Source organism: Kitasatospora sp. NPDC004745 (assembly GCF_042873275.1).
GTDB lineage: Bacteria > Actinomycetota > Actinomycetes > Streptomycetales > Streptomycetaceae > Kitasatospora.
In genome coordinates, this window is sequence record NZ_JBIALK010000011.1 from 162,795 (window position 1) to 189,599 (window position 26,805).

29 protein-coding genes are annotated in these 26,805 nt (G+C 73.9%); 18 read left to right on the forward strand and 11 right to left on the reverse strand.

Annotated features, from left to right (window positions below; genetic code table 11):
- Positions 1-134 precede the first annotated feature (134 nt).
- Positions 135-962: a pyrroline-5-carboxylate reductase gene (gene proC / locus ACFYUY_RS19975; protein WP_360212776.1), complete on the forward strand. Its 828-nt coding sequence runs from the start codon at positions 135-137 to the stop codon at positions 960-962.
- 247 nt (positions 963-1,209) lie between these two features.
- Positions 1,210-2,442: an MFS transporter gene (locus ACFYUY_RS19980; RefSeq protein WP_360212778.1), complete on the forward strand. Its 1,233-nt coding sequence runs from the start codon at positions 1,210-1,212 to the stop codon at positions 2,440-2,442.
- A 44-nt stretch (positions 2,443-2,486) separates the two neighbouring features.
- Here the strand turns inward: ACFYUY_RS19980 and ACFYUY_RS19985 are convergent, their stop codons facing one another.
- Positions 2,487-2,957: a hypothetical protein gene (locus ACFYUY_RS19985; protein ID WP_387902088.1), complete on the reverse strand. Its 471-nt coding sequence runs from the start codon at positions 2,955-2,957 to the stop codon at positions 2,487-2,489.
- A gap of 239 nt (positions 2,958-3,196) precedes the next feature.
- On the opposite strand from ACFYUY_RS19985, the gene ACFYUY_RS19990 reads away from it, so the two are divergent.
- From ACFYUY_RS19990 to ACFYUY_RS20010, 5 genes are all read left to right on the forward strand, one after another.
- Positions 3,197-4,393, forward strand: coding sequence for an acetoin utilization protein AcuC (locus ACFYUY_RS19990; protein ID WP_360212782.1), 1,197 nt, complete (start codon positions 3,197-3,199; stop codon positions 4,391-4,393).
- Positions 4,394-4,608: 215 nt separating this feature from the next.
- On the forward strand, positions 4,609-4,818 hold the full coding sequence (locus ACFYUY_RS19995; protein ID WP_063351305.1) for a helix-turn-helix domain-containing protein: 210 nt from the start codon (positions 4,609-4,611) through the stop codon (positions 4,816-4,818).
- Positions 4,819-5,009: 191 nt separating this feature from the next.
- Positions 5,010-5,108, forward strand: coding sequence for a 30S ribosomal protein bS22 (locus ACFYUY_RS20000; protein WP_003948845.1), 99 nt, complete (start codon positions 5,010-5,012; stop codon positions 5,106-5,108).
- Positions 5,109-5,258: 150 nt separating this feature from the next.
- Positions 5,259-6,362: an NAD-dependent epimerase/dehydratase family protein gene (locus ACFYUY_RS20005; RefSeq protein WP_387902090.1), complete on the forward strand. Its 1,104-nt coding sequence runs from the start codon at positions 5,259-5,261 to the stop codon at positions 6,360-6,362.
- Between the two features lie 7 nt (positions 6,363-6,369).
- Complete coding sequence (locus tag ACFYUY_RS20010) at positions 6,370-7,377, forward strand: lysophospholipid acyltransferase family protein (protein ID WP_387902093.1); 1,008 nt, start codon at positions 6,370-6,372, stop codon at positions 7,375-7,377.
- A gap of 86 nt (positions 7,378-7,463) precedes the next feature.
- Here the strand turns inward: ACFYUY_RS20010 and ACFYUY_RS20015 are convergent, their stop codons facing one another.
- From ACFYUY_RS20015 to ACFYUY_RS20025, 3 genes are all read right to left on the reverse strand, one after another.
- On the reverse strand, positions 7,464-8,780 hold the full coding sequence (locus ACFYUY_RS20015) for a DUF5667 domain-containing protein (RefSeq protein ID WP_387902096.1): 1,317 nt from the start codon (positions 8,778-8,780) through the stop codon (positions 7,464-7,466).
- A 276-nt stretch (positions 8,781-9,056) separates the two neighbouring features.
- Positions 9,057-9,830: an ECF subfamily RNA polymerase sigma factor, BldN family gene (locus ACFYUY_RS20020; RefSeq protein ID WP_360212815.1), complete on the reverse strand. Its 774-nt coding sequence runs from the start codon at positions 9,828-9,830 to the stop codon at positions 9,057-9,059.
- 618 nt (positions 9,831-10,448) lie between these two features.
- Positions 10,449-11,438, reverse strand: a complete 990-nt coding sequence (locus ACFYUY_RS20025; protein ID WP_360212790.1) for an HAD-IB family hydrolase — start codon at positions 11,436-11,438, stop codon at positions 10,449-10,451.
- Between the two features lie 142 nt (positions 11,439-11,580).
- Between ACFYUY_RS20025 and ACFYUY_RS20030 the strand changes: the two genes are divergently transcribed.
- From ACFYUY_RS20030 to hemB, 7 genes are all read left to right on the forward strand, one after another.
- Positions 11,581-11,865 carry a glutaredoxin family protein gene (locus ACFYUY_RS20030; protein WP_360212792.1) on the forward strand — a complete coding sequence of 95 codons (285 nt, stop codon included), beginning with the start codon at positions 11,581-11,583 and terminating at the stop codon, positions 11,863-11,865.
- A 162-nt stretch (positions 11,866-12,027) separates the two neighbouring features.
- The gene (locus ACFYUY_RS20035) at positions 12,028-12,774 is read left to right on the forward strand and encodes a 3'-5' exonuclease (protein WP_360212794.1); all 747 of its coding nucleotides are present in this window, start codon (positions 12,028-12,030) and stop codon (positions 12,772-12,774) included.
- A 101-nt stretch (positions 12,775-12,875) separates the two neighbouring features.
- Positions 12,876-13,775 (forward strand): redox-sensing transcriptional repressor Rex, encoded by a 900-nt coding sequence (locus ACFYUY_RS20040; RefSeq protein ID WP_360212796.1) that lies wholly within the window; start codon positions 12,876-12,878, stop codon positions 13,773-13,775.
- 28 nt (positions 13,776-13,803) lie between these two features.
- Entirely contained in the window at positions 13,804-15,141 is a 1,338-nt protein-coding gene (locus tag ACFYUY_RS20045) for a glutamyl-tRNA reductase (protein ID WP_360212798.1), read from the forward strand.
- A gap of 41 nt (positions 15,142-15,182) precedes the next feature.
- Positions 15,183-16,193: a hydroxymethylbilane synthase gene (hemC, locus tag ACFYUY_RS20050; RefSeq protein ID WP_360212800.1), complete on the forward strand. Its 1,011-nt coding sequence runs from the start codon at positions 15,183-15,185 to the stop codon at positions 16,191-16,193.
- Entirely contained in the window at positions 16,190-17,839 is a 1,650-nt protein-coding gene (locus ACFYUY_RS20055) for a bifunctional uroporphyrinogen-III C-methyltransferase/uroporphyrinogen-III synthase (protein WP_360212802.1), read from the forward strand. The genes hemC and ACFYUY_RS20055 overlap by 4 nt, the downstream gene beginning before the upstream one ends.
- Before the next feature lie 64 nt (positions 17,840-17,903).
- Positions 17,904-18,884, forward strand: coding sequence for a porphobilinogen synthase (gene hemB / locus ACFYUY_RS20060; protein WP_360212804.1), 981 nt, complete (start codon positions 17,904-17,906; stop codon positions 18,882-18,884).
- 77 nt (positions 18,885-18,961) lie between these two features.
- Here the strand turns inward: hemB and ACFYUY_RS20065 are convergent, their stop codons facing one another.
- The 3 genes from ACFYUY_RS20065 to ACFYUY_RS20075 form a co-directional block, all read right to left on the reverse strand.
- Entirely contained in the window at positions 18,962-19,225 is a 264-nt protein-coding gene (locus ACFYUY_RS20065; RefSeq protein WP_360212806.1) for a hypothetical protein, read from the reverse strand.
- A gap of 221 nt (positions 19,226-19,446) precedes the next feature.
- The gene (locus tag ACFYUY_RS20070) at positions 19,447-19,791 is read right to left on the reverse strand and encodes a rodlet layer protein (protein ID WP_188309838.1); all 345 of its coding nucleotides are present in this window, start codon (positions 19,789-19,791) and stop codon (positions 19,447-19,449) included.
- A gap of 77 nt (positions 19,792-19,868) precedes the next feature.
- Positions 19,869-20,213 carry a hypothetical protein gene (locus ACFYUY_RS20075; RefSeq protein ID WP_031063477.1) on the reverse strand — a complete coding sequence of 115 codons (345 nt, stop codon included), beginning with the start codon at positions 20,211-20,213 and terminating at the stop codon, positions 19,869-19,871.
- Between the two features lie 280 nt (positions 20,214-20,493).
- On the opposite strand from ACFYUY_RS20075, the gene ACFYUY_RS20080 reads away from it, so the two are divergent.
- Positions 20,494-21,201, forward strand: a complete 708-nt coding sequence (locus ACFYUY_RS20080; protein ID WP_360219186.1) for a hypothetical protein — start codon at positions 20,494-20,496, stop codon at positions 21,199-21,201.
- A 100-nt stretch (positions 21,202-21,301) separates the two neighbouring features.
- Here the strand turns inward: ACFYUY_RS20080 and ACFYUY_RS20085 are convergent, their stop codons facing one another.
- The 4 genes from ACFYUY_RS20085 to ACFYUY_RS20100 form a co-directional block, all read right to left on the reverse strand.
- Positions 21,302-21,676: a hypothetical protein gene (locus tag ACFYUY_RS20085; RefSeq protein ID WP_360219183.1), complete on the reverse strand. Its 375-nt coding sequence runs from the start codon at positions 21,674-21,676 to the stop codon at positions 21,302-21,304.
- A gap of 119 nt (positions 21,677-21,795) precedes the next feature.
- Positions 21,796-22,065, reverse strand: a complete 270-nt coding sequence (locus ACFYUY_RS20090; protein WP_360219180.1) for a chaplin — start codon at positions 22,063-22,065, stop codon at positions 21,796-21,798.
- 107 nt (positions 22,066-22,172) lie between these two features.
- A complete protein-coding gene (locus tag ACFYUY_RS20095) occupies positions 22,173-22,415 on the reverse strand; it encodes a chaplin (protein WP_360219177.1) in 243 nt (80 codons plus the stop codon).
- A gap of 231 nt (positions 22,416-22,646) precedes the next feature.
- Positions 22,647-22,901 (reverse strand): chaplin, encoded by a 255-nt coding sequence (locus ACFYUY_RS20100; protein WP_360219174.1) that lies wholly within the window; start codon positions 22,899-22,901, stop codon positions 22,647-22,649.
- A 239-nt stretch (positions 22,902-23,140) separates the two neighbouring features.
- Between ACFYUY_RS20100 and ACFYUY_RS20105 the strand changes: the two genes are divergently transcribed.
- The 3 genes from ACFYUY_RS20105 to ACFYUY_RS20115 all read left to right on the forward strand — a co-directional run bounded on the left by ACFYUY_RS20105 (position 23,141) and on the right by ACFYUY_RS20115 (position 26,804).
- Entirely contained in the window at positions 23,141-23,380 is a 240-nt protein-coding gene (locus tag ACFYUY_RS20105; RefSeq protein ID WP_360219171.1) for a chaplin, read from the forward strand.
- A 251-nt stretch (positions 23,381-23,631) separates the two neighbouring features.
- On the forward strand, positions 23,632-25,308 hold the full coding sequence (locus tag ACFYUY_RS20110) for an RICIN domain-containing protein (RefSeq protein WP_387902108.1): 1,677 nt from the start codon (positions 23,632-23,634) through the stop codon (positions 25,306-25,308).
- 215 nt (positions 25,309-25,523) lie between these two features.
- Positions 25,524-26,804: a glycosyltransferase family 39 protein gene (locus ACFYUY_RS20115; RefSeq protein ID WP_360219165.1), complete on the forward strand. Its 1,281-nt coding sequence runs from the start codon at positions 25,524-25,526 to the stop codon at positions 26,802-26,804.
- The last annotated feature ends 1 nt before the right edge of the window (position 26,805 follow it).

Sequence of the window (26,805 nt, forward strand, 5' to 3'; positions counted from 1 at the left end):
GCGCCGGTGGCGCGGCGGTGCGCCGGTGGCCGGGCACCCGACCACCGGGGTGGGCGGACCACGGGCTGGACGGTCCCCGCGGCCGCCCCCGCACGGTGCGAGGATGGCCGCAGTACCGAGGGTAAGGAGCGGCCATGGGCGCCAGCGCAGCACACGGACAGAAGATCGCCTTCCTGGGCACCGGCAAGATCGGCGAGGCCCTGCTCTCCGGTCTGCTGCGGGCCGGCAAGGACCCGGCGGACGTCCTGGTGACCGCCCGCCGCCCCGAGCGCGCCGCCGAACTGGCCGCCCGCCACGGCGTGGTGGTGGTCTCCAACGCCGAGGCGGCGAAGCTCGCCGACACCCTGATCCTGGCCGTCAAGCCGCAGGACATGGGCAGCCTGCTGGAGGAGCTGGCGCCGCACGTCGCCGCGGACCGGCTGGTGATCTCGGCCGCGGCGGGCGTCCCCACCGCCTGGTTCGAGGAGCGGCTGGCGGCCGGCACCCCGGTGGTCCGGGTGATGCCCAACACGCCCGTCCTGGTGGACGAGGGGATGAGCGTCATCTCCGGCGGCTCGCACGCGACGGAGGAGCACCTGGAGCGCGCCGAGGAGATCTTCAGCTCGGTCGGCAAGGCGCTGCGGCTGCCGGAGTCCCAGCAGGACGCGGCCACCGCGCTGTCGGGCTCCGGGCCGGCCTACTTCTACTTCCTGGTCGAGGCGATGACCGACGCGGGCATCCTGCTCGGTCTGCCCCGGCAGGTGGCGCACGACCTGATCGTGCAGTCCGCGATCGGCGCCTCGGTGATGCTGCGGGACTCCGGGGAGCACCCGGTGAAGCTGCGCGAGGCGGTCACCTCGCCGGCCGGCACCACCATCGCGGCCATCCGGGAGCTGGAGAACCACGGGGTGCGGGCCGCGCTGCTGGGCGCCCTGGAGGCGGCCCGGGACCGCTCCCGGGAGCTCGCCTCCGGCGGGAAGTAGCCGGACCCGGGACGCGTCCCGCGGATCACCGCCGGGGCGAGGTCCACGAGGCGCGCCCCGGGGGCGCCGAGTCCGCGCCGGGGCCCGCCGCGGCCCGGTGCGCGGAAAGTCGCTGTGCGGCCCCGTGCACGGAAGGCCCCTGCGCGGCCCCGTGCACGGAAAGTCCCTGCGCGACCCCTCCCGCAATCGCGGCCCACCCCCTACGCTCTCGCCAACATCGTCGTACCGGCCGGTAGCGAGGTCCCGCATGCGTGAGGCGCCACCCGCGACACCCGAGACACCCCCCGGGGCCCCGCCCGCGGCACCGCCCGCCCTGCGCGCCGGGCGGGCCGCGCTCGCGGTGAGCTTCCTGCTCCAGGGCGTCACCTTCGCCCTGCTGGTCACCTGCATCCCGGAGATCCAGCACCGGTACGGGCTGAGCGACGGCCTGCTGCCGGTCTTCCTGGCCGCCGTGCCGGTCCTCGCCGGGGTCGGCTCGATCACCTCCGAGCAGCTGGTGAAGCGCACGGGTGCCCGGGCCGTGCTGCGGGTGGTCCAGCCGCTGGTGTGCCTCAGCCTCGCGGGTGCCGGGCTCGGCGGCTCGCTCTGGCAACTCGCCCTCGCGCTGGGCGCGTTCGGGCTGCTGGTCGGGGCGCTGGACGCCAGCATGAACATGCTGGGGGTGGGGCTGCAGCACCGCTACGGCCGGTCGATCATGATCGGCTTCCATGCCGCGTTCAGCCTCGGCGGCATCGTGGGTGCGGCGGTCGCCGGGCTGGGCTCGCACTACGACCTGGGCCTGCCGGTGCTGTTCGGCACCGCCGCCGCGGTGATCGCCCCGCTGGCCCTGCTGACCGGTACCAGGTTCGCCGGGCCGGTCGAACTCGGCGACGCCGTCCGGGAGGCCGCCGAGGCCGCCGCCCGCTCCATCCCCTGGCGGCCGCTGCTGCCGCTCTGCCTGGCGATGGCGTTCGCGTACATCGCGGACGCCTCGGTCTCCAACTACAGCGTCAAGTACCTGACCGACGGCCTGGGCAGCGCCGAGGACGTCGCCAAGCTCTCCTACCTCGGCTACATGGTGGCGATGCTGCTCGGCCGGGCCCTGGGCGACCGCGCGGTGCAGCGCTGGGGCGCGGTCGCGGTGGTCCGGGCCGGTGCCGGGCTGGCCGCGCTCGGCTTCGCGCTGGCCGCCGCGGCGCCGGCGCCCTGGGCGGGCATCGCCGGGTTCACCGTGCTGGGCTTCGGCATCTGCGCGATCATCCCGCAGGTGTTCGCGGCCGGCGGCCGGCTGTTCCCGGCCGACTCGGACGCCGCGGTGGCGCGGCTGAACCTCTTCAACTACGTGGGGTTCCTGATCGGTTCGCCGCTGGTCGGGGCGCTGGCGGACGCCGGCTCGTACCGCTGGGCGCTGCTCGCCCCGATGCTGCTGGTGCTCGCCGTGCTGCCGCTGGCCGAGCGGTTCTCGCCGGCACCGGCGTTGGCCCCCGCCCCCGCCGGCTGAGGGCGGGGACGGGGGCGGGGCGGGGCGGGCAAGGGCGGGCGGGATCAGCCCAGGATCGTGGTCGCCAGGCTGGCGGTGCCGTAGGCCCAGCCCTGGTCCTGGGCGGTGGAGGTGCCGCCCACCTGGCCGAACTCGTAGTAGACGTAAGGCGCCCAGTTCACCGTGTACGGCGTGGTGGCGTCCCACGGCGGGGTGTCGGTGATCTTGACGGTGAGCGTGACGGTCTTGGTGGCACCCGGCACGATCGGCGCGTTGAAGTGGAAGCTGGCGCTGTTCCCGCTGGTCGTGCAGTCGACGGTGTCGCCGGCGCAGCCGGTGACGGTGAAGGCACCGTTCAGCTGGTTGGCCGGCCAGGTCGGCTGGATGGACTCGTAGGCGAAGTAGATGTCGCTGGTCTCGTTGTTGGTGAGGGCCAGCGTCAGGGTCAGCTGGTCACCGGCCTTCGCGGTCGACTTGTCGACGCTGAAGTTGGTCCCGTTGACCGTGGCGGAGGCCGGTTGGGCGGCAAAGAACACACCAAGTCCCAGTATTGCAGCGAGAATTACCCCAAGGCGTTGCACGCTGAATGGCTTCATGGCGGAGAGCATAGGTACTCGCACAGCTCTTGTCTGTACCGCCTCAACAAATCACCTCCACCGTTGCCGCACGCGCGCACCACACCTGCCGTACGCGCACCGCGTGACCAGCGCCGCGTCCGCCGCCCCGGCGCGCCCCGCGGGCGGCCCGGCCACCCCCACCCACTACGGTGGAGGCCATGCCCGAAGCCGAGCGTGACACCCCCTGCGGCCTGCACCTCTTCTGGGACGAGGCCGTCACCGCCTACGACTTCGGCCCCGGCCACCCGATGGACCCGACCCGGCTGGCGCTCACCATGCGCCTCGTCGAGGCCCTCGGCCTGGACGCCGGACCCGGGGTGACCGTCCGGGCCGCACCGCCGGCCGGCGAGTCCACCCTGCACCTGGTGCACACCCGGGAGTACGTGGAGGCGGTCAAGCACGCCGCCGCCCACCCCGAGCTGTCGGACCCCCGGCACGGGCTCGGCACCGACGACAACTGGGCCTTCCCGGCGGTCCATTCGGCCTCCGCGCTGATCGCGGGCCAGTCCGTGGCCGCCGCCGAGGCGGTCTGGCGCGGGGAGACCCCGCACGCGGTGAACTTCGCCGGCGGGCTGCACCACGCGATGCCCGCCAAGGCCTCCGGCTTCTGCGTCTACAACGACCCGGCGCTGGCCGTCGCCCGGCTGCTCGAACTCGGCGCCGAACGGGTCGCCTACGTCGACGTGGACGTCCACCACGGCGACGGCGTCCAGCAGGCCTTCTGGGACGACCCCCGGGTGCTCACCGTCTCGCTCCACGAGCACCCCGCCACGCTCTTCCCGCAGACCGGCTGGCCCACCGAGACCGGCGGCCCCGACGCCCCCGGCACCGCCGCCAACCTCGCGCTGCCGGCCGGCACCGGCGACGCGGGCTGGCTGCGCGCCTTCCACGCCCTGGTGCCCGAGCTGCTCGCCGCCTTCCGGCCGCAGGTGCTGGTCACCCAGCACGGCGCGGACACCCATCTGGAGGACCCGCTCGCCCACCTGGCCGTCACCGTGGACGCGCAGCGGCTGATCGCCGAGGAGCTGCACGGGCTGGCCCACCGGCTCACCGGCGGCCGCTGGATCGCCACCGGAGGGGGCGGCTACGCCGTCGTGGACGTCGTGCCGCGCAGCTGGACCCATCTCGTCGCCACCGCCGCCGGGCGGCCCGTCGACCCGGCCACCGAGACCCCGGAGGCCTGGCGCGCCGAGGTCTACCACCGCACCCGCCGCCCGGCCCCGCTGCGGATGACCGACGGCGCCCGGCCGGCCTGGCGCGACTTCGACGCGGGTTACGATCCGGCCGACCGGCTCGATCAGGCCATCCTGGCCAGCCGCCGCGCGGTGTTCCCCCACCACGGCTTGCTGGCCTGAAACCGGTCCGCCGGCTCCCGCCCTGCGTACGGGCGCTCCGGCGATCCGCCGAGTGACTACGTACTGCAACAGTCCTATCTCTCACCGTACGAGGACTGCACCTCCCCTCTTCCCACTGGTACCACCCATAACTACTCTGGGGATACACGTGTGCCGGTGGAGTCACCGGAGGGGAAGCCGGTGCCTTGCACACGGGTAAGGGTCGGGTGATGGTCATGAGTTCCGGCGAGCGTCCCCTGCAGGAAGTCGTCTTCCTGACCGTGGCGGAGGTTGCCTCGGTCATGCGGGTGTCCAAGATGACGGTGTACCGCCTGGTGCACAGCGGAGAGCTGCCGGCCATCCGGGTCGGACGGTCCTTCCGGGTGCCCCAGCAGGCGGTGCACGAGTACCTCAAGGAGTCCTACGTGCGGCTCGAGAGCGCGTAGACCGAGGGCGGCGGGGGCCGGATCCGCGACCGCGGATCCGGCCCCCGTTCGCCGCAGATTTTCCGCGTGTTTCCCGGTCATGGGGACCACGATTACGGCCCTGGCCCCGTGGACGGTAGGCTAGGCCCTCCGTCAGTCGTATGGACTCCGTCTCGTCACGGGCGAGAGTCTCAGTGAGCGAGGGTTGTTCCGTGGGCTCTGTCATCAAGAAGCGTCGCAAGCGTATGGCCAAGAAGAAGCACCGCAAGCTTCTGAAGCGGACTCGCGTTCAGCGTCGCAACAAGAAGTAAGCGCCCCCGGCCGCGCTCAGCGCGCCAGGCGCTTCCACCGCCCGCCCAGGCCCTCGCGGCCCGGGCGGGCGGTGTCGTTTCACGGCCCGGCCCGGCGGCGCGGTACGGTGCACGCAGGCCGCTCGGCTTCTGGGAATGGGGTGCAGCACCGTGGGCGTGGTCGTACTCGTCACCGGCGTGGCGCGCCATCTCGGTGCCCGCTTCGCCGCCGAGCTCCGCCGCCGACCGGGGGTGGACCTGGTGGTCGGCGTGGACGTGCAGCCGCCCGGGCTGCCGGTCGAGGAGCCGGACGGGCCCGCCGCCGAGTACCGCTTCCACCAGCTCGACCTGCGCCGGCCCGCGGTCTCCCGGGTGATCGCCGAGCACGGCGTGGACACCGTGGTGCACCTCAGCGTCAGCGCCACCGGTCTGGGCTCCACCAACCGCTCCGCGGTGAAGGAGTCCAACGTCATCGGCACCATGCAGCTGCTCGGCGCCTGCCAGAAGGCCCCCGGGGTGCGCCGCCTCGTGGTGAAGTCCACCACCGGCGTCTACGGCTCCGCGCCCCGCGACCCGGCGGTGTTCACCGAGCGGATCCAGCCGAAGAACCCGCCCGGCGGCGGCTTCGCCAAGGACGCCTCGGAGGTCGAGGGGTACGTCCGCGGCTTCGCCCGGCGCCGCCCGGACGTCGCGGTCACCGTGCTGCGCTTCGCCAACATCGTCGGCCCCCACGCGGACACCCCGCTCAGCGAGTACTTCGCGCTGCCGGTGCTGCCGACGGTGCTCGGCTACGACCCGCGGCTGCAGTTCGTCCACGAGGACGACGCCGTCGAGGTGCTCTGCCGGGCCGCCGGTGAGGCCGTTCCGGGCACCGTCAACACCGGGACGTTCAACGTGGCGGGGGAGGGTGTCCTGCTGCTCTCCCAGTGCGCCCGGCGGCTCGGCCGGCCGACGCTCCCGCTGCTGCTGCCCGCGATCAGCTGGATGGCCGGGATGGCCCGGCAGACCAGACTGGTCGACGTCTCGCCGGAGCAGCTGCGGCTGCTCACCCACGGCCGCGTGGTGGACACCACCCGGCTGCGCGAGACCTTCGGCTACCGCCCGGCCTTCACCACCACGGAGGCCTTCGCCGACTTCGCCGCCGCGCAGCGGCCCGGCCTGCTGCCGCCCGAGCGGCTCGCCGCCGTCACCGACCGGCTGGCGGGCCTGCTCGGCCCGGAGCGGGCCTCCGGCGAGCGGACCCGTACCGACCGCCCCCGTCCACCGAGGAGCTGAACCCGCGATGAGTGCCGCAGCCGAGAACGCGCCGGGCGAGGCGAGGGTCATCCCGATCGAGTCCGCCCCCAGCTGGACCGCGCCCGAGGGGCCCGGGCTGGCCGACCGCCTCGCCGACGCGGTCGGCGGGGCGCTGTCCGGACAGCTCGGTCCGGCCGCCACCCGGCTGTTCGGCAAGGGCTGGGAGGGCCGGGCCGCGGACCGGCTGGCCTTCCTGCGCCGCCGGATCACCGGCGACTACGAGGTGGACGAGTTCGGCTTCGACCGGGAGCTCACCGAGGAGGTGCTGCTCGGACTGCTGCGTCCGCTGGCCGAGAAGTACTTCCGGATCGACGTCCAGGGCGTCGAGAACATCCCGGCGGAGGGCGGCGCGCTGATCGTCGCCAACCACTCCGGGACGATCCCGCTGGACGCCCTGATGACCCAGGTCGCCATCCACGACCACCACCCGCAGCGCCGGCACCTGCGGATGCTCGCCGCGGACCTGGTGTTCGTCCTGCCGGGCGTCAACGAGCTGGCCCGCAAGGCCGGCCACACGCTGGCCTGCAACGAGGACGCCCAGGCGCTGCTGGAGCGCGGCGAGGTGGTCGGGGTCTGGCCGGAGGGCTTCAAGGGCATCGGCAAGCCCTTCGCCGAGCGGTACAAGCTGCAGCGGTTCGGCCGCGGCGGGTTCGTCTCCTCGGCGCTGCGGGCCGGGGTGCCGATCGTGCCCTGCTCGATCGTCGGGGCCGAGGAGACCTACCCGATGATCGGCAACGTGAAGACGCTGGCCCGGCTGCTGGGCCTGCCGTACGTGCCGATCACCCCGACCTTCCCGTGGCTGGGGCCGCTGGGCGTGCTGCCGCTGCCGACCAAGTGGACCATCAGGTTCGGCGAGCCGATCGCCTCCGACGGGTACCCGCCGGAGGCGGCGGACGACCCGATGCTGGTCTTCGACCTGGCCGACGAGGTGCGCGAGACCATCCAGCACACGCTCTACAAGCTGCTGGTGCAGCGCCGCTCGGTGTTCTTCTGACCCCGCCGCCCGCGGTCCGGTGAACGGCGCGGACGGCACGACCGAGGGCCCCGGCGGGGATCGCCGGGGCCCTCGACGCCGTTCGGTCAGCCGCCGAGGATCCGCAGCCCGGGCAGCAGGCCCGGGATCAGCGGGGGCACCTCGACGCCCTGGGGCTGGCCGCTGACCGGGGCGCTGGGCGTGCCGGTGGGCGGCTGGGGAACCTGCGGCGGGGCCGGGTCGGCGCTGGGCGAGGGCTTGCCGCCGGTGAGCCCGCTGGTGAGGTCTCCGACGAGCCCGTTGACGGCGTCCGGGGCACTGGTGGGCAGGGTGCTGGGCAGTCCGCCGCCCTTGGCGCCGCTGCCGCCGGGGGTGCTGGTCCCGCTGCTGGCCGGGGCCCGCTCGGTGCCGCCGGGGCGGCCCGCGCCGCCGCTCGCCCCGGTGCCGCCCTTCTGGGCCGGTCCGGTGTCGGGCGCGGTGCCCGGGTCGCCGGCCGTGGTGTCGGCGGGTGCGCCGCCGGTCGGTCCGGCCGTGCCGCCGCCCGCTCCGGTGCCGGTCTTCCCGCCGTTCTTGGTGGCGGGCGGGACCAGGCGCAGGGGCGCGACGTCCTCGCTTATGTCGTCGAAGAGCTGGCTCACCAGGTGGGCCTGCTGGGTGAGCTGGACCGGCAGCTGCCCCTCCAGTTCGGCCCAGCGGCCGTCCTCGTCGTGGGCGAAGCCGGCCAGGGCGCGCATCGGGTCGAGCGAGCCGTTGCTGCGGTAGACCGAGCGGAGCAGCTCGCGGCCCTTGAGGGCGTCGGCGTGCATGTCGTCCAGCGCGCGGCGGACCCGCTCGACGGTGCCCGGGCTGAGGGTGCTGCCCTGGTCGCCGTGGCCGACCAGCGTCCTGACCTCGCCGAGCCGGGTGGCGGCGTTGTCGAGCAGCAGTTCGCCGCGCTCGGAGTCGGTGTCCGCGAGGTCGAGCCGCAGCCCTTCCAGGCCGCGCTTCATGCCGTACAGCGTGTCCCCGGGGAGGGCGTTGGAGCTGGCCGCGGCGGCGCCGGCGAGGCTGCCGACGGCGAGCCCGGCGACCAGTCCGCCGATCGCGAACCGGCGGCTCCAGCGGCCGCGCGGTGCCGTCCGGATCGCCCGGTGCCGGCGCTGGCGGGGCACCGCCGCGCCCCCTCCGCCGGCGAAGGCCTGCTCGAACGCGGCCATCAGCTGGGCGCGTTGGACGGTCCGGACCTCCCGGTCCAGGGCCGGTCCGGGCAGGGCTCCCAGTACGTCGGTCAGCCCGACCAGTTCGGCCGTCGCGGCCGAACCGGAGCCGCCGGCAGCGGTGGTGGCCGATTCGGCGTCGTCCGCTCCGCGTAGCTCCGCCTGGTGGGCCTCCAGCGCCTCGGCGAAGGCCTTCGCCCGTCGGTGCTCCAGCACGTTTGCCGTCACGGGCCACACCTCCCTTCGTCGTTGTCGACACCCCGGCCTGCCGGACGGTTGCCTCGGCGGGCCAAAGCCACTCCATCGGGTGACAGGTCGCAATTCGGCTTGACCGCACGCCTGGTGGGGGCTTGCACGCTGGCCAACGAGTGGTGCGGGCGGTGGGTTACGCACGGCTGATCATCGGACCGACCGTTCACCCGGACGTGTCGGTCGCGCACGGATGGTGACGGGCCGGCGGGCCCGCCCTCCGCTATGCCGCCCGCGGTCACCGGCACCGCCGCCTCACCGCGCGTCCGGCGGCAGCAGCCTGGCCAGGGTTCGCACGGCGCGGTACTGGAGGGTCTTGATGGCGCCCTCGTTCTTGCCCATGATCCGGGCGGTCTCGGCCACCGAGAGCCCCTGCAGGAAGCGGAGCGTGACGCACTCCTGCTGCTGCGGGTTGAGCCGGCGCACCGCCTCCAGCAGGGCGGCGTTGGAGAGCGACTCCAGCACCGACTCCTCCGGGCTGCGCTCGCACTCGTTGGAGTCGAGCATCTCGCCGGTGGTCACCTCCAGCCGGAACCGGCTGGACTTGAAGTGGTCCGCGACGAGGTTCCGGGCGATGGTCACCAGCCAGGCGCCGAAGTCCCGGCCCTGCCAGGTGAAGGTGCCGATCCGGCGCAGCGCCCGCAGAAACGTCTCGCTGGTGAGGTCCTCGGCGGTGGCCCGGCTGCCGACCCGGTAGTAGATGTAGCGGTAGACGGTGTCCGCGTAGTGGTCGTACAGCCGGCCGAAGGCCTCGCTCTCGCCGGCCTGGGCGCGCTCGACCAGCTCCATGATCGGGTTGTGCTCGGTCTCGTAGCCGGGGCTGGGTGCCGTCCGGGTGCGGCCGCGGCCGACGCCGGCGGTGCCGCTGCGGCCGCGCGAGCCGGTGCCGGTGGAGCCGGCGGCGGTGGTCCGCAGCGCCAGGCCGGCGGCCTGCGGCTGCCCGAACGGAACGCCGGCGGGCACGAGTTGGGGCGAGACGGAGAGCTGGCTGCGGAGCAGGCTGCGCAGCAGGTCCAGGCCGGTGGAGATCTGCCGGTCGGTGGCGGGGCGACCGCGGAGGCCGGTGCGGGGACGCAGGGGCGCGGACGACGGGCGGGAGGGTGCAGGCGCGTCGTTCCGGACGGGTGGGTACACGGGACTCCCAGAGGCAGAACTGTGGACGGATCACCTCCGCCTGCGCGGAGAGCACGCCCGCGCCGCCCGTTCGAGCGGGGCGCGTGGGTGACGTGCATCCAGGAGAGAATAACGCTTTGTGCAATGACAGCTACACCGTGTGGTCGAAGTGGTCGCTTGGGATCCATTTGGCGCGCATATTCGGCTGACACTGACCGAAGCTGTCATCGTTCATCCGGCTCAACGTGATCGAACGGGCGCTCAGGGTGACCAATTCGGTGGTCCGGCGGGCGGTTTCCCTGTCTTGGCGCTCGGCAACCCCCGACTTTCCCGGCCTGGCGAACGATCAGAACCGGTCACCGGCTTGCAAGTTCGCTCATGGCGTCCGGAAAGCCCTGTGGCGGGCGGCAGTTCGCCCGTACGAGGGTCCAGGTCAGAGCCCCCGTTGACGGCTGGTCGCCCGCACGGGGGAGGTCCGCCCGGGGGTGGTCGGAGGCGGGAGGAGGCGGTCGGAGGAGCGCCCGGGAACGGCCGTCAGGCGCAGCTGCGGCGCCGGTGCAGGGCCACCGCGGCGGCCGTCGCGCCGGCGAGCACCCCGACCGCGACCGCCGCCGGCAGGCCCACCCGGGCCGCCTTCCGGCCGGTCCGGAAGTCCCGTACCCGCCAGCCCTGCGCCCGGGCGTGGCGGCGCAGCGCGCCGTCCGGGTTCACCACGTACGGGTGGCCGACCAGCGAGAGCATCGGGATGTCGTTGGCGGAGTCGCTGTACGCGGCGCAGCGGTCCAGGTCCAGGTGCTCGCGGCGGGCCAGCGCCCGCACCGCGGCGGCCTTGGCGGGCCCGTGCAGCAGCTCGCCGACCAGGCGGCCGGTGTAGCGGCCGCCCTCGGCCTCGGCGACGGTGCCCAGGGCCCCGGTCATGCCGAGCCGCCCGGCGATCACCCTGGCGACCTCCAGCGGGGCGGCGGTGACCAGCCAGACCCGCTGGCCGGCGTCCTGGTGCATCTGCACCAGGGCGCGGGTGCCGGGCCAGATCTTGTCGGCGACGACCTGCTCGAAGACCTCCTCGCAGAGCACCTCCAGGTCGGCCGTGCTCTTGCCCGCGACGATGCCGAGGGCGGTGTGCTGGGCGTCCGAGATGTGGTCCGGGTCCTCGGCGCCGTGCAGCCGGAACCAGGCCTGCTGCCAGGCGAACCGGGCGATGTCCCGGCGGGTGAGGAAGCCGCGGCGGTAGAGGCCGACGCCGAGGTAGAAGATCGCGGCGCCGCGCAGGATGGTGTTGTCGCAGTCGAAGAAGGCGGCGGCCCGGGGGTCGTCCGGCTCGGGGGTGTGGTTCCCGGCCGGCGCCTTGGGGGCCTTCCCGGGGCGGTCCTCGGCGCCTTCCGCGGCGGGGCCCCCGGTGCCGGCGTCCGGTTGCGGCTCGGCCCGCAGGGCGGCCTCCGCCGCCTCGGCGGCGGCCTCGCCCGCCAGGGCGGTCCGCTCGCTGGGGGAACGCCTCGCCTGGGTGAGCCTTCGGAGCACGGCCATGTCATCGAGCATAGCCAGCCGGGCGAGGAGCGGCCGTGACGGCGGCGTGCCCGTGCGGTGAACACCGGGCGGCGCCCCCGGCCGGCCCGGGGGTCGGGCGGCCGGGGCCGGGGCGGTGGCCGGTCGGGCGCACAATGGCCCGGTGAGCCCACTGCTGCGACGTGACAAGAGCCCCCGGCCCTCGCCGGCCGACCGCACCGTGACCCTGGTCGGCAAGCCCGGCTGCCACCTGTGTGACGAGGCCAGGGAGGTGATCGTCCGGGTGGCGGGCGAGCTGGGCGCGAGCTTCGAGGAGAAGGACATCACGCAGGACGAGGAGCTGTACCGGCGCTACTGGGAGCAGATCCCGGTCACCCTGATCGACGGGCGGCAGCACGACTTCTGGCGGGTCGACGAGCGCCGCCTGCGCGCCGCGCTCGGCGGCTGACCGGCCCTCCGCGGCGCCTTCGCGCCCCCGCCACTCGGCGGGGGCGCTTCGCCGAATCGTTGCCAAAGACACCCCGGTTCGGCTTGGGCCGGGGCCGCTTCGTCGGCTTACGATCGAACGCGTTTGCGCCCGAGGGGGGCTGAGCACACGAGGAGTGCCGCCATGCTTCCCGGTCCGACCCCTGGGACGCCCGAAGCCCCGTCGGGGGCGGGGGGCTTCGCCGTGGTGGACGTGGAGGCGACCGGCCGCAGCCCGTGGCGGCACCGGGTGGTCGAGATCGCCGTGGTGCTGCTGGACGAGGGGCTCCGCCCGGAGGCGGAGTTCGCCACCCTGCTCGACCCGCTGGGCCCGGTCGGGCCGACCCACGTGCACCGGATACACCAGGCGGACGTCGAGGGCGCCCCGCGCTTCCGGGAGATCGCCCCGCAGCTGCTGGAGCTGCTGGCCGGCCGGGTCCTGGTGGGCCACCACGTGAGCTGCGACCACGCCTTCCTCGAGCGCGAGTTCGCCCGGATCGGCGTGCCGCTGCCGCCCGTCCCCCTGCTCTGCACGATGCGGCTGGCCGGCGCCCACCTCCCGGAGGCCCGCGGCCACGGCCTGGCGGCCTGCGTGGAGGCGGCGGGCCTGGGCTGGTACCCGGCGCACACGGCGCTGGGCGACGCCCGGGTGACGGCCGAGCTGCTGCGGTACTGCGCGGGGGTGCCGGGCTGCCCGCCGGACGACTGGGCGGGCCCGCTGCGGGAGGCGGCGCGGGTGCCGTGGCCGAGGCTGGGCCGGGCCCGCTCCAGGCCCTCCGGGGCGCCCGTCCCGTTGATGCGGCGGGAGGCGCCGTATGGTCCGTGGCTGCCCGGGGTACCTGCCCCGGCAGTGGTGCTGTCGGACCGCGGTGCTATGGGGTCGACGGCGTGATGCGCATCACTGTGCGGGGACAAATCGGACACCATCTTTGTGCACACGTTCACAAACGCATAGCCTGGCTGCCTAAGCCCAGCTTCACCCACAGGAGCACCGTGGCAATCGGCCGATCACCACAGAGCAGTTCGCAGACGCCCGAGCAGGGCGCCGCGCGCCGACCCTCGCGTGCCCGGGGCATCCCGGAGGCGACCGTCGCCCGCCTGCCCCTCTACCTGCGGGCGCTCACCGCGCTGTCCGAGCGCTCGGTGCCGACCGTCTCCTCCGAGGAGCTGGCCGCCGCGGCCGGGGTGAACTCGGCCAAGCTGCGCAAGGACTTCTCCTACCTCGGCTCCTACGGCACCCGCGGCGTCGGCTACGACGTCGAGTATCTCGTCTACCAGATCTCCCGCGAGCTCGGCCTGACCCAGGACTGGCCGGTCGTCATCGTCGGCATCGGGAACCTCGGCCACGCCCTCGCCAACTACGGCGGCTTCGCCTCCCGCGGCTTCCGGGTGGCGGCCCTGCTGGACGCCGACCCCAACGTGGTCGGCAGCAGCGCGGCCGGCCTGCCGGTGCGGCACATGGACGAGCTGGAGTCGATCGTCGAGAGCCAGCACGTCTCGATCGGCGTGATCACCACCCCGCCGGGCGCCGCCCAGCAGGTCTGCGACCGGCTCGTCGAGGCCGGCGTCACCAGCATCCTCAACTTCGCCCCGACCGTGCTGACCGTCCCGGACGGCGTGGACGTGCGCAAGGTGGACCTCTCCATCGAGCTGCAGATCCTGGCCTTCCACGAGCAGCGCAAGGCCGGCGAGGAGCCCGACCAGCCCGAGTCGGTGCTGGACCGCGCCCCGGGCCCGGTCCGTGCGGCCGCCGCCAAGCTGCGCCGCGCGGCCGGCGGCAGCGGCAAGGGCCGCGGCACCGCCGAGTCCGCGGCCAAGGAGCAGCCCGAGCAGGGCAAGGGCAAGTCCGCCAAGGGCGGCGACGGAGATCGCTCCGCGGTGATGCCCGCATGATCGAGAACCGTGGGACCAGGGGGCGGGCATGAGTCTTCTCGTCGTTGGACTGAGCCACCGCACGGCGCCGGTCGGCGTGCTGGAGCGCGCCGCCCTGACGGGCGAGGTGCCGACCCGGCTGCTGCACGACGCGGCCGCCACCGCGACGGTCGGCGAGGCCGCGCTGCTCAACACCTGCAACCGGATCGAGCTGTACGCGGACGTGGACAAGTTCCACGCCGGCGTCGCCGAGCTGTCGCTGCTGCTCGCCCACCACAGCGGGGTGGACCTGGAGGAGCTGACCTCCCACCTGTACGTCCACTACGAGGACCGCGCCGTCCACCACCTCTTCTCGGTGGCCTGCGGCCTGGACTCGATGGTCGTCGGCGAGGGCCAGATCCTCGGTCAGCTGCGCGACGCCCTGGCCAAGGCGCAGGAGGAGCACACCGCCGGCCGCGGCCTGAACGAGCTGTTCCAGCAGGCGCTGCGGGTCGGCAAGCGGGCGCACAGCGAGACCGGCATCGACAAGGCCGGCCAGTCGCTGGTCACCTTCGGCCTGGAGCAGGTCGCGGCGGGCGCCGGCGAGATCGCCGGCAAGCGGGCGCTGGTGGTCGGAGCGGGCTCGATGAGCTCGCTGGCCGCCGCCACCCTGGTCCGCGCCGGCGTCACCGACCTGCTGATCGCCAACCGGACCCCGGCCCGCGCCGAGCGTCTGGTGGAGATCCTCGGCCCCGGCGCGGCCCGCACCCTGGACCTCGCCAAGGTGCCCGAGGCGCTGGCCGACGTCGACCTGGTGATCTCCTGCACCGGCGCCGCCGGCGTGGTGATCCGGGCCGGGGACGTGGCCGCGGCGGTCGCCGCCCGGACGTCCGGCGAGCCGCTCGCGCTGCTCGACCTGGCCATGCCGCGCGACGTCGACCACGCCGTGCACGAGCTGCCCGGCGCCCTGCTGGTCGACCTGGAGAGCCTCTCCCACGCGCACGCCGCCAGCCCCGGCGCCGGCGACGTCGACCAGGTCACCCGGATCGTCGCCGACGAGGTGGCCGCCTTCGGCGCCGCCCAGCGGGCCGCCCGGATCGCGCCGACCGTCGTCGCGCTGCGCTCGATGGCCTCCGACGTGGTCGCCGCCGAGCTGGGCCGGCTGGACTCCCGGCTGCCCGACCTGGACGAGCGCTCCCGCGCCGAGATCACCCAGACCGTCCGCCGGGTCGTCGACAAGCTGCTGCACGCCCCGACCGTCCGGGTGAAGCAGCTGGCCGCCGAGCCCGGGGGCGCCTCCTACGCGGACGCCCTGCGCGAGCTCTTCGACCTCGACCCGGCAGCCGTGCACGCCGTGTCGGGCACCCCCGTCGGCGGACCCCAGCCCTCGGGCGGGGGCGCCAGATGAACCGTCAGCCATCCCACGAGTACCACCGGGACGATCACCTCATGAATGGTCAACCGATCACGGAGCAGGCTCCGGCAGCCACCGCGACCCTGCGGCTCGGCACCCGGCGCAGCGCGCTCGCCATGGCCCAGTCGGGCATGGTGGCCCGCGAGGTCACCCGGGTCACCGGGCGCCCCGTCGAGCTGGTGGAGATCACCACCTACGGCGACACCTCCCGGGAGGCGCTGGCGCAGATCGGCGGCACCGGCGTGTTCGTCTCCGCGCTGCGGGACGCGCTGCTGGAGGGCCGGATCGACTTCGCCGTGCACTCGCTCAAGGACCTGCCCACCGCCGCGCCGGAGGGCCTGGTGCTGGCCGCCGTCCCCGAGCGCGAGGACGTCCGGGACGCCCTGGTCGCCGCCGAGGGGCTCACCCTGGACGAGCTGGTCGAGAAGCTGGCCGGCGCCGGCCGCCCGGCCCGGATCGGCACCGGCTCCCCGCGCCGGATGGCCCAGCTGAACGCCTGGGCCACCGCCCGCGGCGCCCAGCTGGAGACCGTCGCGATCCGCGGCAACGTGGACACCCGGATCGGCTACGTGACCGGCGGCGAGCTGGACGCGGTGGTGCTGGCCACGGCCGGCCTCAACCGGCTCGGCCGCGGCGCCGAGATCTCCCAGCACCTCGACCCCGACCTGATGATCCCGGCCCCCGGCCAGGGCGCGCTCGCGATCGAGTGCACCACCGCCGACACCGGACTGGCCGCCGCGCTCGCCGCCCTGGACCACGCCCCCACGAGGGTCGCCGTGGCCGCCGAGCGCGCCCTGCTGGCCACCCTGGAGGCCGGCTGCTCGGCCCCGGTGGCCGCGCTGGCCACCTGGGTCCGGCCGAACGAACTGCGGCTGGAGGGCGTGGTCGGAGACCCCGACGGCGCCACCCTGCTGAAGATGACCGCCAACGGTCCGATCGTCCTCGACGAGACCGCCGAGCAGCACGCGACGGCCCTCGGCCGTGCGCTGGCCGCCCGGCTGCTCGACGCGGGCGCGGCCACCCTGATGGGGGAGCGAGCCCGATGAGCCCCACCGCCGCCACCGACACCCCGTTCCCGGGCGGCCAGTCCGCCGCCGGACGGTGCACCTTCCTGGGCGCGGGCCCCGGGGACCCGGGGCTGCTGACCCTGCGCGCGGTCGAGGTGCTGTCCTCGGCCGACATCCTGGTCGCCGACCCGCTGACCGCCGCCGCGGTGCGCACCCACTGTCCGGCCGGTGTGCAGGTGCACACCCCGGCCGCCGAGGGCACGGACTTCGACCTGACCGGCCTGGTCGCCGAGGCCGTCCGGGCCGGCAAGCACGTGGTCCGCACCGTCGACGGCGACCCGGGCCTGGACGGCTGCGCCGCCGAGGAGATGCTCCGCTGCGCGGGCGACGGGATCCCCTTCGAGGTCGTCCCGGGCGTCGCCCAGTCGGTCGGCGTCCCCGCCTACGCGGGCGTCCCGCTGCGCGGCGCGGCCGGCACCGACGTGCGCTTCGTGGACGGCGCCGCGCTGCTGGCCGGCAGCCCGGTGGACCTGGGCGCGCCGGAGACCACCCTGGTGGTCCGCACCACCCTGGGCCAGCTCCCGGCCACCGCCAACGCACTGGTCGCCAACGGCCGCAAGCCGGAGTCGGCGCTGAGCGCCACGCTCTCCGGCACCACCACCCGCCAGCGGACCTTCACCTCCACGCTGTCCGCCATCGCGGCCGACCTGAAGGCCGCCCGGGTGCTGCCCTCGCCGGTCTCCGCCCCGGTGGACCCGGCGACCTCGGTGATAGCCGTGGTGGGCGAGCAGGTCGTCCACCGTTCCTCGCACTCGTGGTTCGAGACCAAGCCGCTGTTCGGCTGGAACGTGCTCGTGCCGCGCACCAAGGAGCAGGCGACCGGCCTCTCCGAGCAGCTGCGCTCCTACGGCGCGGTGCCGCAGGAGGTGCCGACCATCGCGGTCGAGCCGCCGCGCACCCCGCAGCAGATGGAGCGGGCCATCAAGGGCCTGGTCACCGGCCGCTACGAGTGGATCGCCTTCACCTCGGTGAACGCCGTCCGCGCCGTCCGGGAGAAGTTCGAGGAGTACGGGCTGGACGCCCGGGCCTTCGCCGGGATCAAGGTCGCCGCCGTCGGCGAGACCACCGCGCAGGCCCTGGTGGACTTCGGTGTGAAGCCGGACCTGGTGCCCTCCGGCGAGCAGTCCGCCGCCGGTCTGCTCGAGGACTGGCCGCCGTACGACCCGGTCTTCGACCCGATCGACCGGGTGCTGCTGCCGCGCGCCGACATCGCCACCGAGACCCTGGTGGCCGGCCTGGTCGAGCTGGGCTGGGAGGTCGACGACGTGACGGCGTACCGGACGGTGCGCGCCTCGCCGCCGCCGGCCGAGACCCGCGAGGCGATCAAGGGCGGCGGCTTCGACGCGGTGCTCTTCACCTCCTCCTCGACCGTCCGCAACCTGGTCGGCATCGCCGGCAAGCCGCACAACGTGACGGTCATCGCCTGCATCGGCCCCGCCACCGCCAAGACCGCCGAGGAGCACGGCCTGCGGGTCGACGTGATGGCCCCGGCGCCGTCGGCGGCCGCGCTGGCCCAGGCGCTGGCGGACTTCGGGGCCAAGCGCCGGGACACCGCGACGGCGGCCGGCGAGCCGGTCTACCGGCCCAGCGAGCGCCGTCCGGGTTCGCGCCGCAAGGCCCGCTGACACCCCGGCCGGGGGCGGTGATCCGCCGCCCCCGGCACTGCACAACCGTTCGGAGAGAGAAGCCGTGTCCGCTGAATTCCCGTACGTTCGCCCGCGCCGGCTCCGGCAGAGCCCGGCGATGCGCCGGCTGGTCGCCGAGACCCGGCTGCACCCGGCGGAGCTGATCCTGCCGCTGTTCGTCCGCGAGGGCGTCCGCGAGCCCGTTCCGGTGAGCTCGATGCCGGGCGTCGTCCAGCACACCCGGGACACCCTGCGCAAGGCCGCGGTCGAGGCGGCCGAGGCCGGTCTGGGCGGCCTCATGCTGTTCGGCGTGCCGCAGGTGCAGGACGCGACCGGCAGCGAGGGCACCAACCCGGACGGCATCCTGCAGCAGGCCATCCGGGACGTGGTCTCCGAGGTCGGCGACTCCCTGGTGGTCATGTCGGACCTCTGCCTGGACGAGTACACCGACCACGGCCACTGCGGCGTGCTGGCCGCCGACGGCAGCGTGGACAACGACGCCACCCTGGAGCGCTACGCCGAGATGGCCCGGGTGCAGGCGGACGCCGGCGTCCACCTGGTCGGCCCGTCCGGCATGATGGACGGCCAGATCGCGGTGATCCGGCGGGCGCTGGACGAGGCCGGGCACCAGGACGTGGGCATCCTCGCCTACACGGCCAAGTACGCCTCGGCGTTCTACGGCCCGTTCCGGGAGGCCGTCGGCTCCTCGCTCAAGGGCGACCGCAAGACCTACCAGCAGGACCCGGCCAACGCCCGCGAGTCGCTGCGCGAGCTGGAGCAGGACCTCGCCGAGGGCGCCGACCTGGTGATGGTCAAGCCGGCCATGGCCTACCTGGACGTCCTGCGCCAGGTCGCCGACGCCTCGCCGGTGCCGGTCGCCGCGTACCAGGTGTCCGGCGAGTACGCGATGGTCGAGGCGGCCGCCGCGAACGGCTGGATCGACCGGGAGCGCATGATCATGGAGACGCTCACCTCGATCCGCCGGGCCGGTGCCCAGCAGATCCTCACCTACTGGGCCGCCGAGGCCGCCGCGCTGCTGGACTGACGTCCCGTCCCGGATCGCGCCGGGCACGCCGAAGGCCGGGCCCCTCCCCGCAGGAGGGACCCGGCCTTCGCCGTCTGCTACCAGCCGCCGACGTGCGCGAAGCCTTCCTCGCCGCCGATGACGTCCTCGGAGGTCGCGGCGCCCCAGCCCGCACCGCCCGCGGCGACGTGCGAGGTGTGGGCGATGCCCCACCAGTCGCCGGCGACGAACGGGTGGTGGCCGGAGGCCGCGAACTCGCCGCCGCCCGCCAGGCCGACGTGCGCGAACGCCGGGGTGGCGGCACCCGCCAGCGCCAGCGCGGCGGTGACGGTCAGCGCGGCCTTGGCCAGCTTGCTCTTCATGGGTTCTGCCTCTCTGTCGGAGCGCCCCCGGGGGGCGCCCTGCCTCTGACACGTGATCACATCCGGTCGTGGGGGGCGGCGCCCCACGCGCCGCCCCCGACGACCGGTCACCCGGCCGGTCCCACCCGTGCGGGCGGACCGCCGGGAACCTCGTCCGCAGAGCCCGGAGGGCCCGGGGAGACGTACCTCCCCGGGCCCTCCGTCCGTACCAGGCCCCTTGATCAGCCGATCAGGTGCGAGACACCCGCGTCGCCCGAGGACTGGGTGTTCTGGCCGACGTTGCAGATCTGCTTCGGGGTGCTGTTCAGGACGGGCACCTCGACCGGAACCGCGACGCCGACCACGGCGACGGCGATGTTGTGGACCTCCGGCAGGCAGATGTTCGCGTTGTCCAGGGTGTGGAAGTTCGGGCTGCCGTTGCCGTGGGTGCCGGTCTGGTTGGTACCGCCGTTGCCCTGGACGGAGGTGGCGGCGCCGTCCGAGTCGACGATGGCGGAGGCCGAGCCGGCGGACATCGCGATGGCGGCGGCGGCCAGGCCGGCGGCGGCGAGGGACTTCTTGATCATTTCCGGTTTTCCTCTCGAGGGGTGAATCGGGGAGCGATTCGAAGGGTGGATCGGGGGGGAGTGCGGCTGGGGGAGCGTCAGCCGACGAGGTGGGACACGCCCGCGTCGCCGTGGCTCTGGGTGCCCTGGCCCTGGGTGCAGTACTGCTTGCCACCGCTGTTGGCGATCGGGACCTCGACCGGGACGGCCACACCGAGAACGCCGACGGCGATGTTGTGGATCTCGGGGAGGCAGACGTTCGCGTTGTCCAGGAAGTGGAAGTTCGGGCTGTTGTTGCCGACGGTGCCGGTGAAGTTGGTACCGCCGTTGCCCTCGATGGAGGCGGCGGCGCCGTCCGCGTCCCCGATGGCCGAGGCGGGCGCGGCGGCGGCGGCCAGCGCGGCGACGGCCAGGCCGGCGGCGGCGAAGGACTTCTGGATCATGGGGAGATCCCTCTCTGAAATGCTCTTGGTTTCCGTGCGTACAACGCGTAGAACGCTCAGACCCGGTCTGCAGTCACTGACGTCCAGATCAAAGAATGACGGCACGGAAGGTTACGGGCATTTTTTAAAACAGTCCGGGAGGCGCGTCGAGGGGTGGTTTCCGGTCGGATTATTAGGCCGAACCGGTTAACCGCCGCAATCCGGGCTCACCGTCACTCGTTGAGGCAGATTGCTTTCCGGCTGCGGCCCCGCAGCCCTCCCCGAAGGAACGGTGAAAAGCATGAAGTTCTCCAAGCGGGCCGGCGCGATGCTGCTGGCGGTCGGTGCGGGCGTGCTCGCCTCCCAGGGAGCGGCCTCCGCCGCCCCGGCCGTGAGCCCCGACCAGGTCGGAGCCCTGGAGGACAAGCTGGCCACCCAGCAGGTCCCGGCCGACGTGCCGCTCACCCCGCTGGGCAGCCGCGTCACGGCCGGCATCCCCACCTCGCTGGTCATGCCGCCGGCCGGCCGGACCACCGACAACGGGCTGCTCCCGGACCACCTGGTGCCCCAGCTGGCCACCGGCAAGGTCGGCCCGAGCGCCAAGGCCCAGTTGCCGCTCCCGCTGGTCGACCAGGGCGCCGACCTCGGCGAGGTGCTGCTGGAGGCCCCGGCCGCGCCGCTCCAGGCCAAGACGCCCGGCCTGGACGTGGGCAAGCCGCTGTCCCTGGTGCACGACGGCACCGGCCAGCTCGCCGACGGCCGGATCCGGGTGGACGAGGTGGACCCGCGCCTGGTGCCCGGTGCCGTGCAGACCGTCCCCGGGGCCACCGCGAGCCTGGGCGGCGACGAGAGCCGGCTCTCCGTCACCGACGAGGCGAACGCGCTGGCCACCACCACCACCGCGACCGCCACCGGCGTCCTGCAGCAGACCGACGCGACCGACACGGCGACCTCGACCGTCACCGGCCTCGTCCGGCAGAGCGGTCTGGCCGACCTCACCCGGCTCTGAGCTCACCCGGCTCTGAGCCGGTCGGGCACCGGCCCGACGCGCCGGAGCCCGGCACCCCTGGCCACCAGGCGGGGTGCCGGGCTCCGGCGCGTCCGCGCCCTCAGCCCGGCAGGGCGCCGGTCAGCCCGCCGACCAGCGGGAGGTCCTTGACCCCGCCGCCCGCGCTCAGCGGTCCGGTCAGCGTGCCGGTGCCCACCGGGGCCAGGCCCTGGTCCGGCTGCACGGTCGCACCGTTGTTGAGCACGTCGGCGGAGGAGTTGGCCCACGGGTCCAGGCGCAGGCTCTTGATCGGCGCGACGCCGTAGCCGAGCCCGGAGGTCGTGCCGTTCAGCGCCTGGCCGACGTCGGTCTTGGCCAGCGTGGCCGGCCCGGGTGCGGGGCCCGCCGCGGGGGCGGCCTGCGCCGAGCCCGCACCGAGCAGCATCGCGGCGCCGACGGCGGCGGCCACGCCAGCCCCACCCTTCTTCGAAACCATGCGGTATCACCCTTCGGTGGATCGGGGGCCCGGTCGGCCACCGGGCGCCGGGGACGCCGAACTGCCCCCCGGCCGGCTGGTCGGGGGGCAGTTCGGCCGGAACGCGTGCCGATCGGGGATCAGCAGTCGTCCGCGTGCTGCGGGTGCATCTCGGCGTTGGCGCAGCTGTTGCCGAAGGCCGGGTTCAGGGCGCCGATGACGTTGATGCTGTTGCCGCACAGGTTGACCGGGATGTGCACCGGGATCTGGATCTGGTTGCCGGAGGCGACACCGGGGGAACCGGCGGCCACGCCCTCGGCGCCCGAGCTCGCGGCGGCGGAGCCGGCCGCGCCCAGCACCAGGCCGGCGGCGGCGGCGGAGAGGACAGCGGCCTTCTTCACGTTCTGCATGGGGGTTGATCTCCTCGATCACACACGGGTGGAGCGTGCCGCGCCCCGGCGCTCCGGGGCGCGGCACGGTCGGTGAATCAGCAGTCGCCGCTGCGGCGACCGCGGGTTCAGCCGATGTTGGCGCAGGAGTTGCCGAACGCCGGGTTCAGGATGCTGATGACGCCGATGCTGTTGCCGCAGACGTTGACGGGGATGTGCACCGGGATCTGGATCTGGTTGCCGGAGAGCACGCCCGGGGAGCCGGCGGCGACGCCCTCGGCACCGGAGCTGGCGAACGCGCCGCCGGCCGCACCGAGGACCAGGCCGGTCGCGGCCAGGGAGAGGGCGGCGGCCTTCTTGAGGTTACGCATGTTCTTTCCTCCGTTTTCTGCCCGACGGATGCGAAATGTCGGGGGCCGGGCGAGTGGGAATACTCACCCGATGGCTTCTGGGATTGCCGTGATTGTCACTCCGACGGCGCACACCGGCGTGTTTCGCCCGTGGCGCGGGCGCACGCAGCCGTCGCGTCGTTTCCGGCTCCCCGCGGACGGTTCCCGCACGGCCGGGAACGGTTCGGAGGGGGAGCGACCAGGAATTCCCGGTCAGGCGTTGAGGCAGTGGTTGCCGAACGCCGGGTTCAGGAGGCCCACCACGTCGATCGAGTTGCCGCAGAGGTTCACCGGGACGTCGACGGGAACCATCAGCAGCTCGTTGCCCGAGACCACGCCGGCGGAGCCGGCCGCGGCACCCTCGGCGGACGCGCCGTGCAGGTGGTGTGCGGACGCGGCGCCTGCGCCGGCGGCGAGCAGGGCGGCGGTGGCCGCGGTGCCGACGACGCCGTGGGCGAGCTTGCGCATGGGCGGTACTCGATTCGTTGTGTAGGACCGGATGGAGCGTGTTCCGCCAGGGAGAACGAGGGAGGGGGCCGGGGGAAACGGTCCGGTCGGCGGATCACCCGTGATCACCCGAATGCCGGTCGCCGTGCCCGTTGGGCCACACGGGTGACAGTGCGCGCACCGTCGCAACCGCTCCGGACGGGTGTCGTTCTAGATGTCGCACTCCCCGTGCATCTCTGTTGAACAGTCAGGAGGCTCGTATGAGCATCAAGAAGACCGCCGCCGTCGGCGCGGCCGTGGTGGGCATCGTGGCCGCCGGCGCCGGCACCGCGATGGCCAGCTCCGGCGCCGAGGGCGTCGCCGCCGGTTCCCCCGGTGTCATCTCGGGCAACCAGGTCCAGGTTCCGGTGCACGTTCCGGTCAACCTCTGCGGCAACACCATCGACATCGTCGGCCTGCTGAACCCGGCGTTCGGGAACCACTGCGCCAACGTGGGCTGATCCCGCACCCGGTTCGGCCGGGGTGTGAGCCGCCGCTCCGCGCTTCCCTCCTGGGGTGCGGAGCGGCGGCTTTCGTCGTGCCCGCCTCCCGGCGGGCGCCAGGCGGGCCGACGGGGCCTCAGGTTCCGCCGCTGTCACGAGCCTTGTTGCACTACTTGTCAGTACCTAGAATGTGAGACCTGCTCACCTTTCTTGCCCCGCGCCGCTCGGCGCCCCTCCGGGCGGCCCCCCACCCCCGCAAGGAGTCGCGTGTGATCAGGTCCCGACTGTCAGCGGCGCGGCGCCCACGGAAGCCGGCGCGCCGCTCCCCCTACGGCGCACTGCTGGCCACCGGCGCCCTCGTCGCCTCCCTGGGCCTGGCCGGCGCGCCGGCCGCCCTCGCCGACCCGGCCCCGCAGGCCGGCGCCACCCGTCCGGCCGCGATCGTCGCCCTCGGCGACAGCGCCATCTCGGGGGAGGGCGCCGGCACCGACACCGGCGACGGCTACTTCCCCGAGACCGACAGCCCCACCAACTACTGCCACCGGCACCCCAAGTCGGAGATCTTCGTCACCGACATCCCCGGGGTCACCCCGATCGACCTCGCCTGCTCCGGCGCCCAGACCGGCGACCTGGTCAGCGACCCCGAGCTGGCCAAGGTCACCGGCTCCGGCAGCGGGGACTTCGGCGAGCCGAAACAGGACGTCCGACTCGCCGACGTGGCCGGGAAGTACGACGTCAAGATGGTCGTCGTCACCATCGGCGCCAACGACGACTTCGACTTCAGCGGGATCATGATGCACTGCCTCGCGCAGTACTTCCCGATCCCCAAGGACCAGGGCTGCCGGGACACCATCGGCAGCGCCGAGATCGTCCAGCGCGCCAAGCGGGTCCAGCCCAAGGTCGTGGCCGCGCTGCAGAACATCCGGCAGACCATGCGCCGGGCGGGCTACCCGGACACCTCGTACCAGCTGGTCTACCAGTCGTACTTCAACCCGATCACCCCGGACATCCGGCGCAACGACTACCTCGGCAAGATCGCCGACGGCTGCCCGGCCTTCCCCGAGGACCTCGCCTGGGGCCACAACTGGGTGGTGCCGACCTTCAGCGACGCGCTGCGCGGCGCCGCCGAGCAGGTGCCGGGCGTGCGCTACCTCGACCAGCGCAGGGTCGCCTTCGGGCACGAGGTCTGCGCGGAGTGGACGAGCTCCCCGTACGAGTACTCCAACGGGGACGTCATCAACCTCTCCGAGTGGGCGCGCAACGGGTGCGACTCGCAGATCGGCATCCCGGGCCTGTGCATGAACATGGTCCGGCAGTCGTACCACCTGCGGGTCGCCGGCTACCGGGGCGAGGGCGTCTGCCTCGGCCAGTTCTTCGCCGAGCCCGACCTGGCGCAGGCCTACTGCACGCTCGATCCGAAGAACACCACCTCGATCCGGCCGCTCACCCCCGGCAAGCCGTTCGGCGACGCCCCCGAGGACGGCTCCTGGTACCAGCTCACCAACGCGGGCAACGGGAACGTGCTCGACCTCAGCGGCGGCGGCACCTACGGCGACTCCACCAACGGCCGGGCCGCCATCACCTATCCGGCCGGCGGCGGGCTGAACCAGTCCTTCGTGCTGGAGGCCAAGGCCGGCGGCAGCTTCGAGCTCGACTTCAGCGGCAACCGGGACATGTGCCTGGACGCCAACGCCGCCTCCACCGCCCCCGGCACCCGCATCCAGCAGTGGCGCTGCAACGGCGGCGGCAACCAGCACTGGGTCCTGGTGCCCGCGGGCGACGGCCGCTACAAGATCGCCGACTCCCAGGACCGCGGCAAGGTGGTCGCGCCCGGCAGCACGCTCGACGCCAAGGGCAACCCGCTCGTCGAGCTCACCGCCGACACGGGCGCCCCGAACCAGCTCTGGCAGCTCACCAAGCTCGGCATCGTCTACCTCCCGAGCTGACCCTCCGCACCCGACGCCCCGCCACCGCCCGGATCCGGTGCGGCGGCGGGGCGTCGGCACGCGGGGCCGTCGCCGGTGCGGGCGGGGCGGCGCCACGGGGTTCCGGGCGGGCGGCTGGGAGCCGGGCGCTCGGGGGCGTGCCGTAGGCTCACCTGAAAAATCGCTGCGCCGTAGCCGCGCGGACCCACGAGCGGGGCGGGGAGTACCGAGAGCAGATGAGCACGGCATCGAGCACCGAGTCGTCCAGCAAGGAGCCCGGTGCGCCCGCGGCACCGGACGTGGAGCGTTCCGAGGAGTCGTCGGGCCGGGTGCCCGGGCGGTTCGGGGCGCTGGTGGACCGCTTCGCACCCGCGCTCGGCGCGTACGCGGTGGTCAAGGCCGTCGGCCTGACCGTCTTCATGGTGCTGCTGTCGCACACCGGGGACTTCCTGAAGAAGGACCCGGGCCGCGGCGGCGGGGCCCAGCCGTGGGACGTGCTGGGCACCTGGGACGGCGTCTGGTACCAGCGGATCGCGGAGAACGGGTACGACCCGCAGCTGATCCCGCTGCACGGCTGGCCGCTGGCCACCTACTACGAGAACTCGGCGGCCTTCTTCCCGCTGTACCCGTGGCTGATGCGGCTGGTCGGCGCGGTGACCGGGCTGGGGCCGTACGGCTCGGGGATAGCGGTCTCGGTGCTGGCCTCGCTGGTCGCGGCGGCCGGGATCTTCGCGGTCGCGGAGCGGCTCGGCGGGTTCCGGGCGGGTGTGATCGCCGCGGTGATCTGGGGCCTGTTCCCTGGCTCGGGCGTGGAGTGGGCGGTCTACTCGGACTCGCTGTTCGTCGCGCTGTCCGCCTGGGCCTGCTACTGCGTGATGACCCGCCGCTGGGTGGCGGCCGGCCTGCTGGCCCTGGTGGCGGGCCTCAACCGGCCGACGGCGGCGGCGCTGATCGCGGCGGTGTCGATCGCGGCCCTGGTGGCGCTGGTGCGGCGCACCGACGGCGTGGGCCGGCCGCTGTTCGCGATGCTGGTCACGCCGTGGGGCCTGCTCGGCTACGTGGTCTGGGTCGGGTACCGGATGGGCGACTGGGGCGGCTACTTCAAGCTGCAGCGCGGCGCCTGGAACCGCTACTTCGACGGTGGTGCGTCCACGGTCCGCACGGTCATGGACGTGATCACCGGGCACTGGGACTTCTGGCAGTCCAATCCCGTTCCGGACCTGATCGCGATCGCCCTGCTGATCGCGCTGCCCGGTCTGCTGGTGCTGCTCCGACGGACCCGCCCGCCGCTGGTGCTGGTGGTCTACACGGCGCTGACCATCATCACCGCGCTGAGCAGCAACCAGATCTTCGGCAACATCTCGCGCTACCTGCTGCCCGCGTTCCCGCTGTTCATCGGACTGGCGGTGGCGCTGCGCCGGGTGCGGACCTCCTCGCTGGTCGGACTGTTCGCGATGCCGGTGGTGGCGGCGGGCTGGTACGCGGGCTATGCGCTGTTCGAGTTGGGTATCCCGTAGA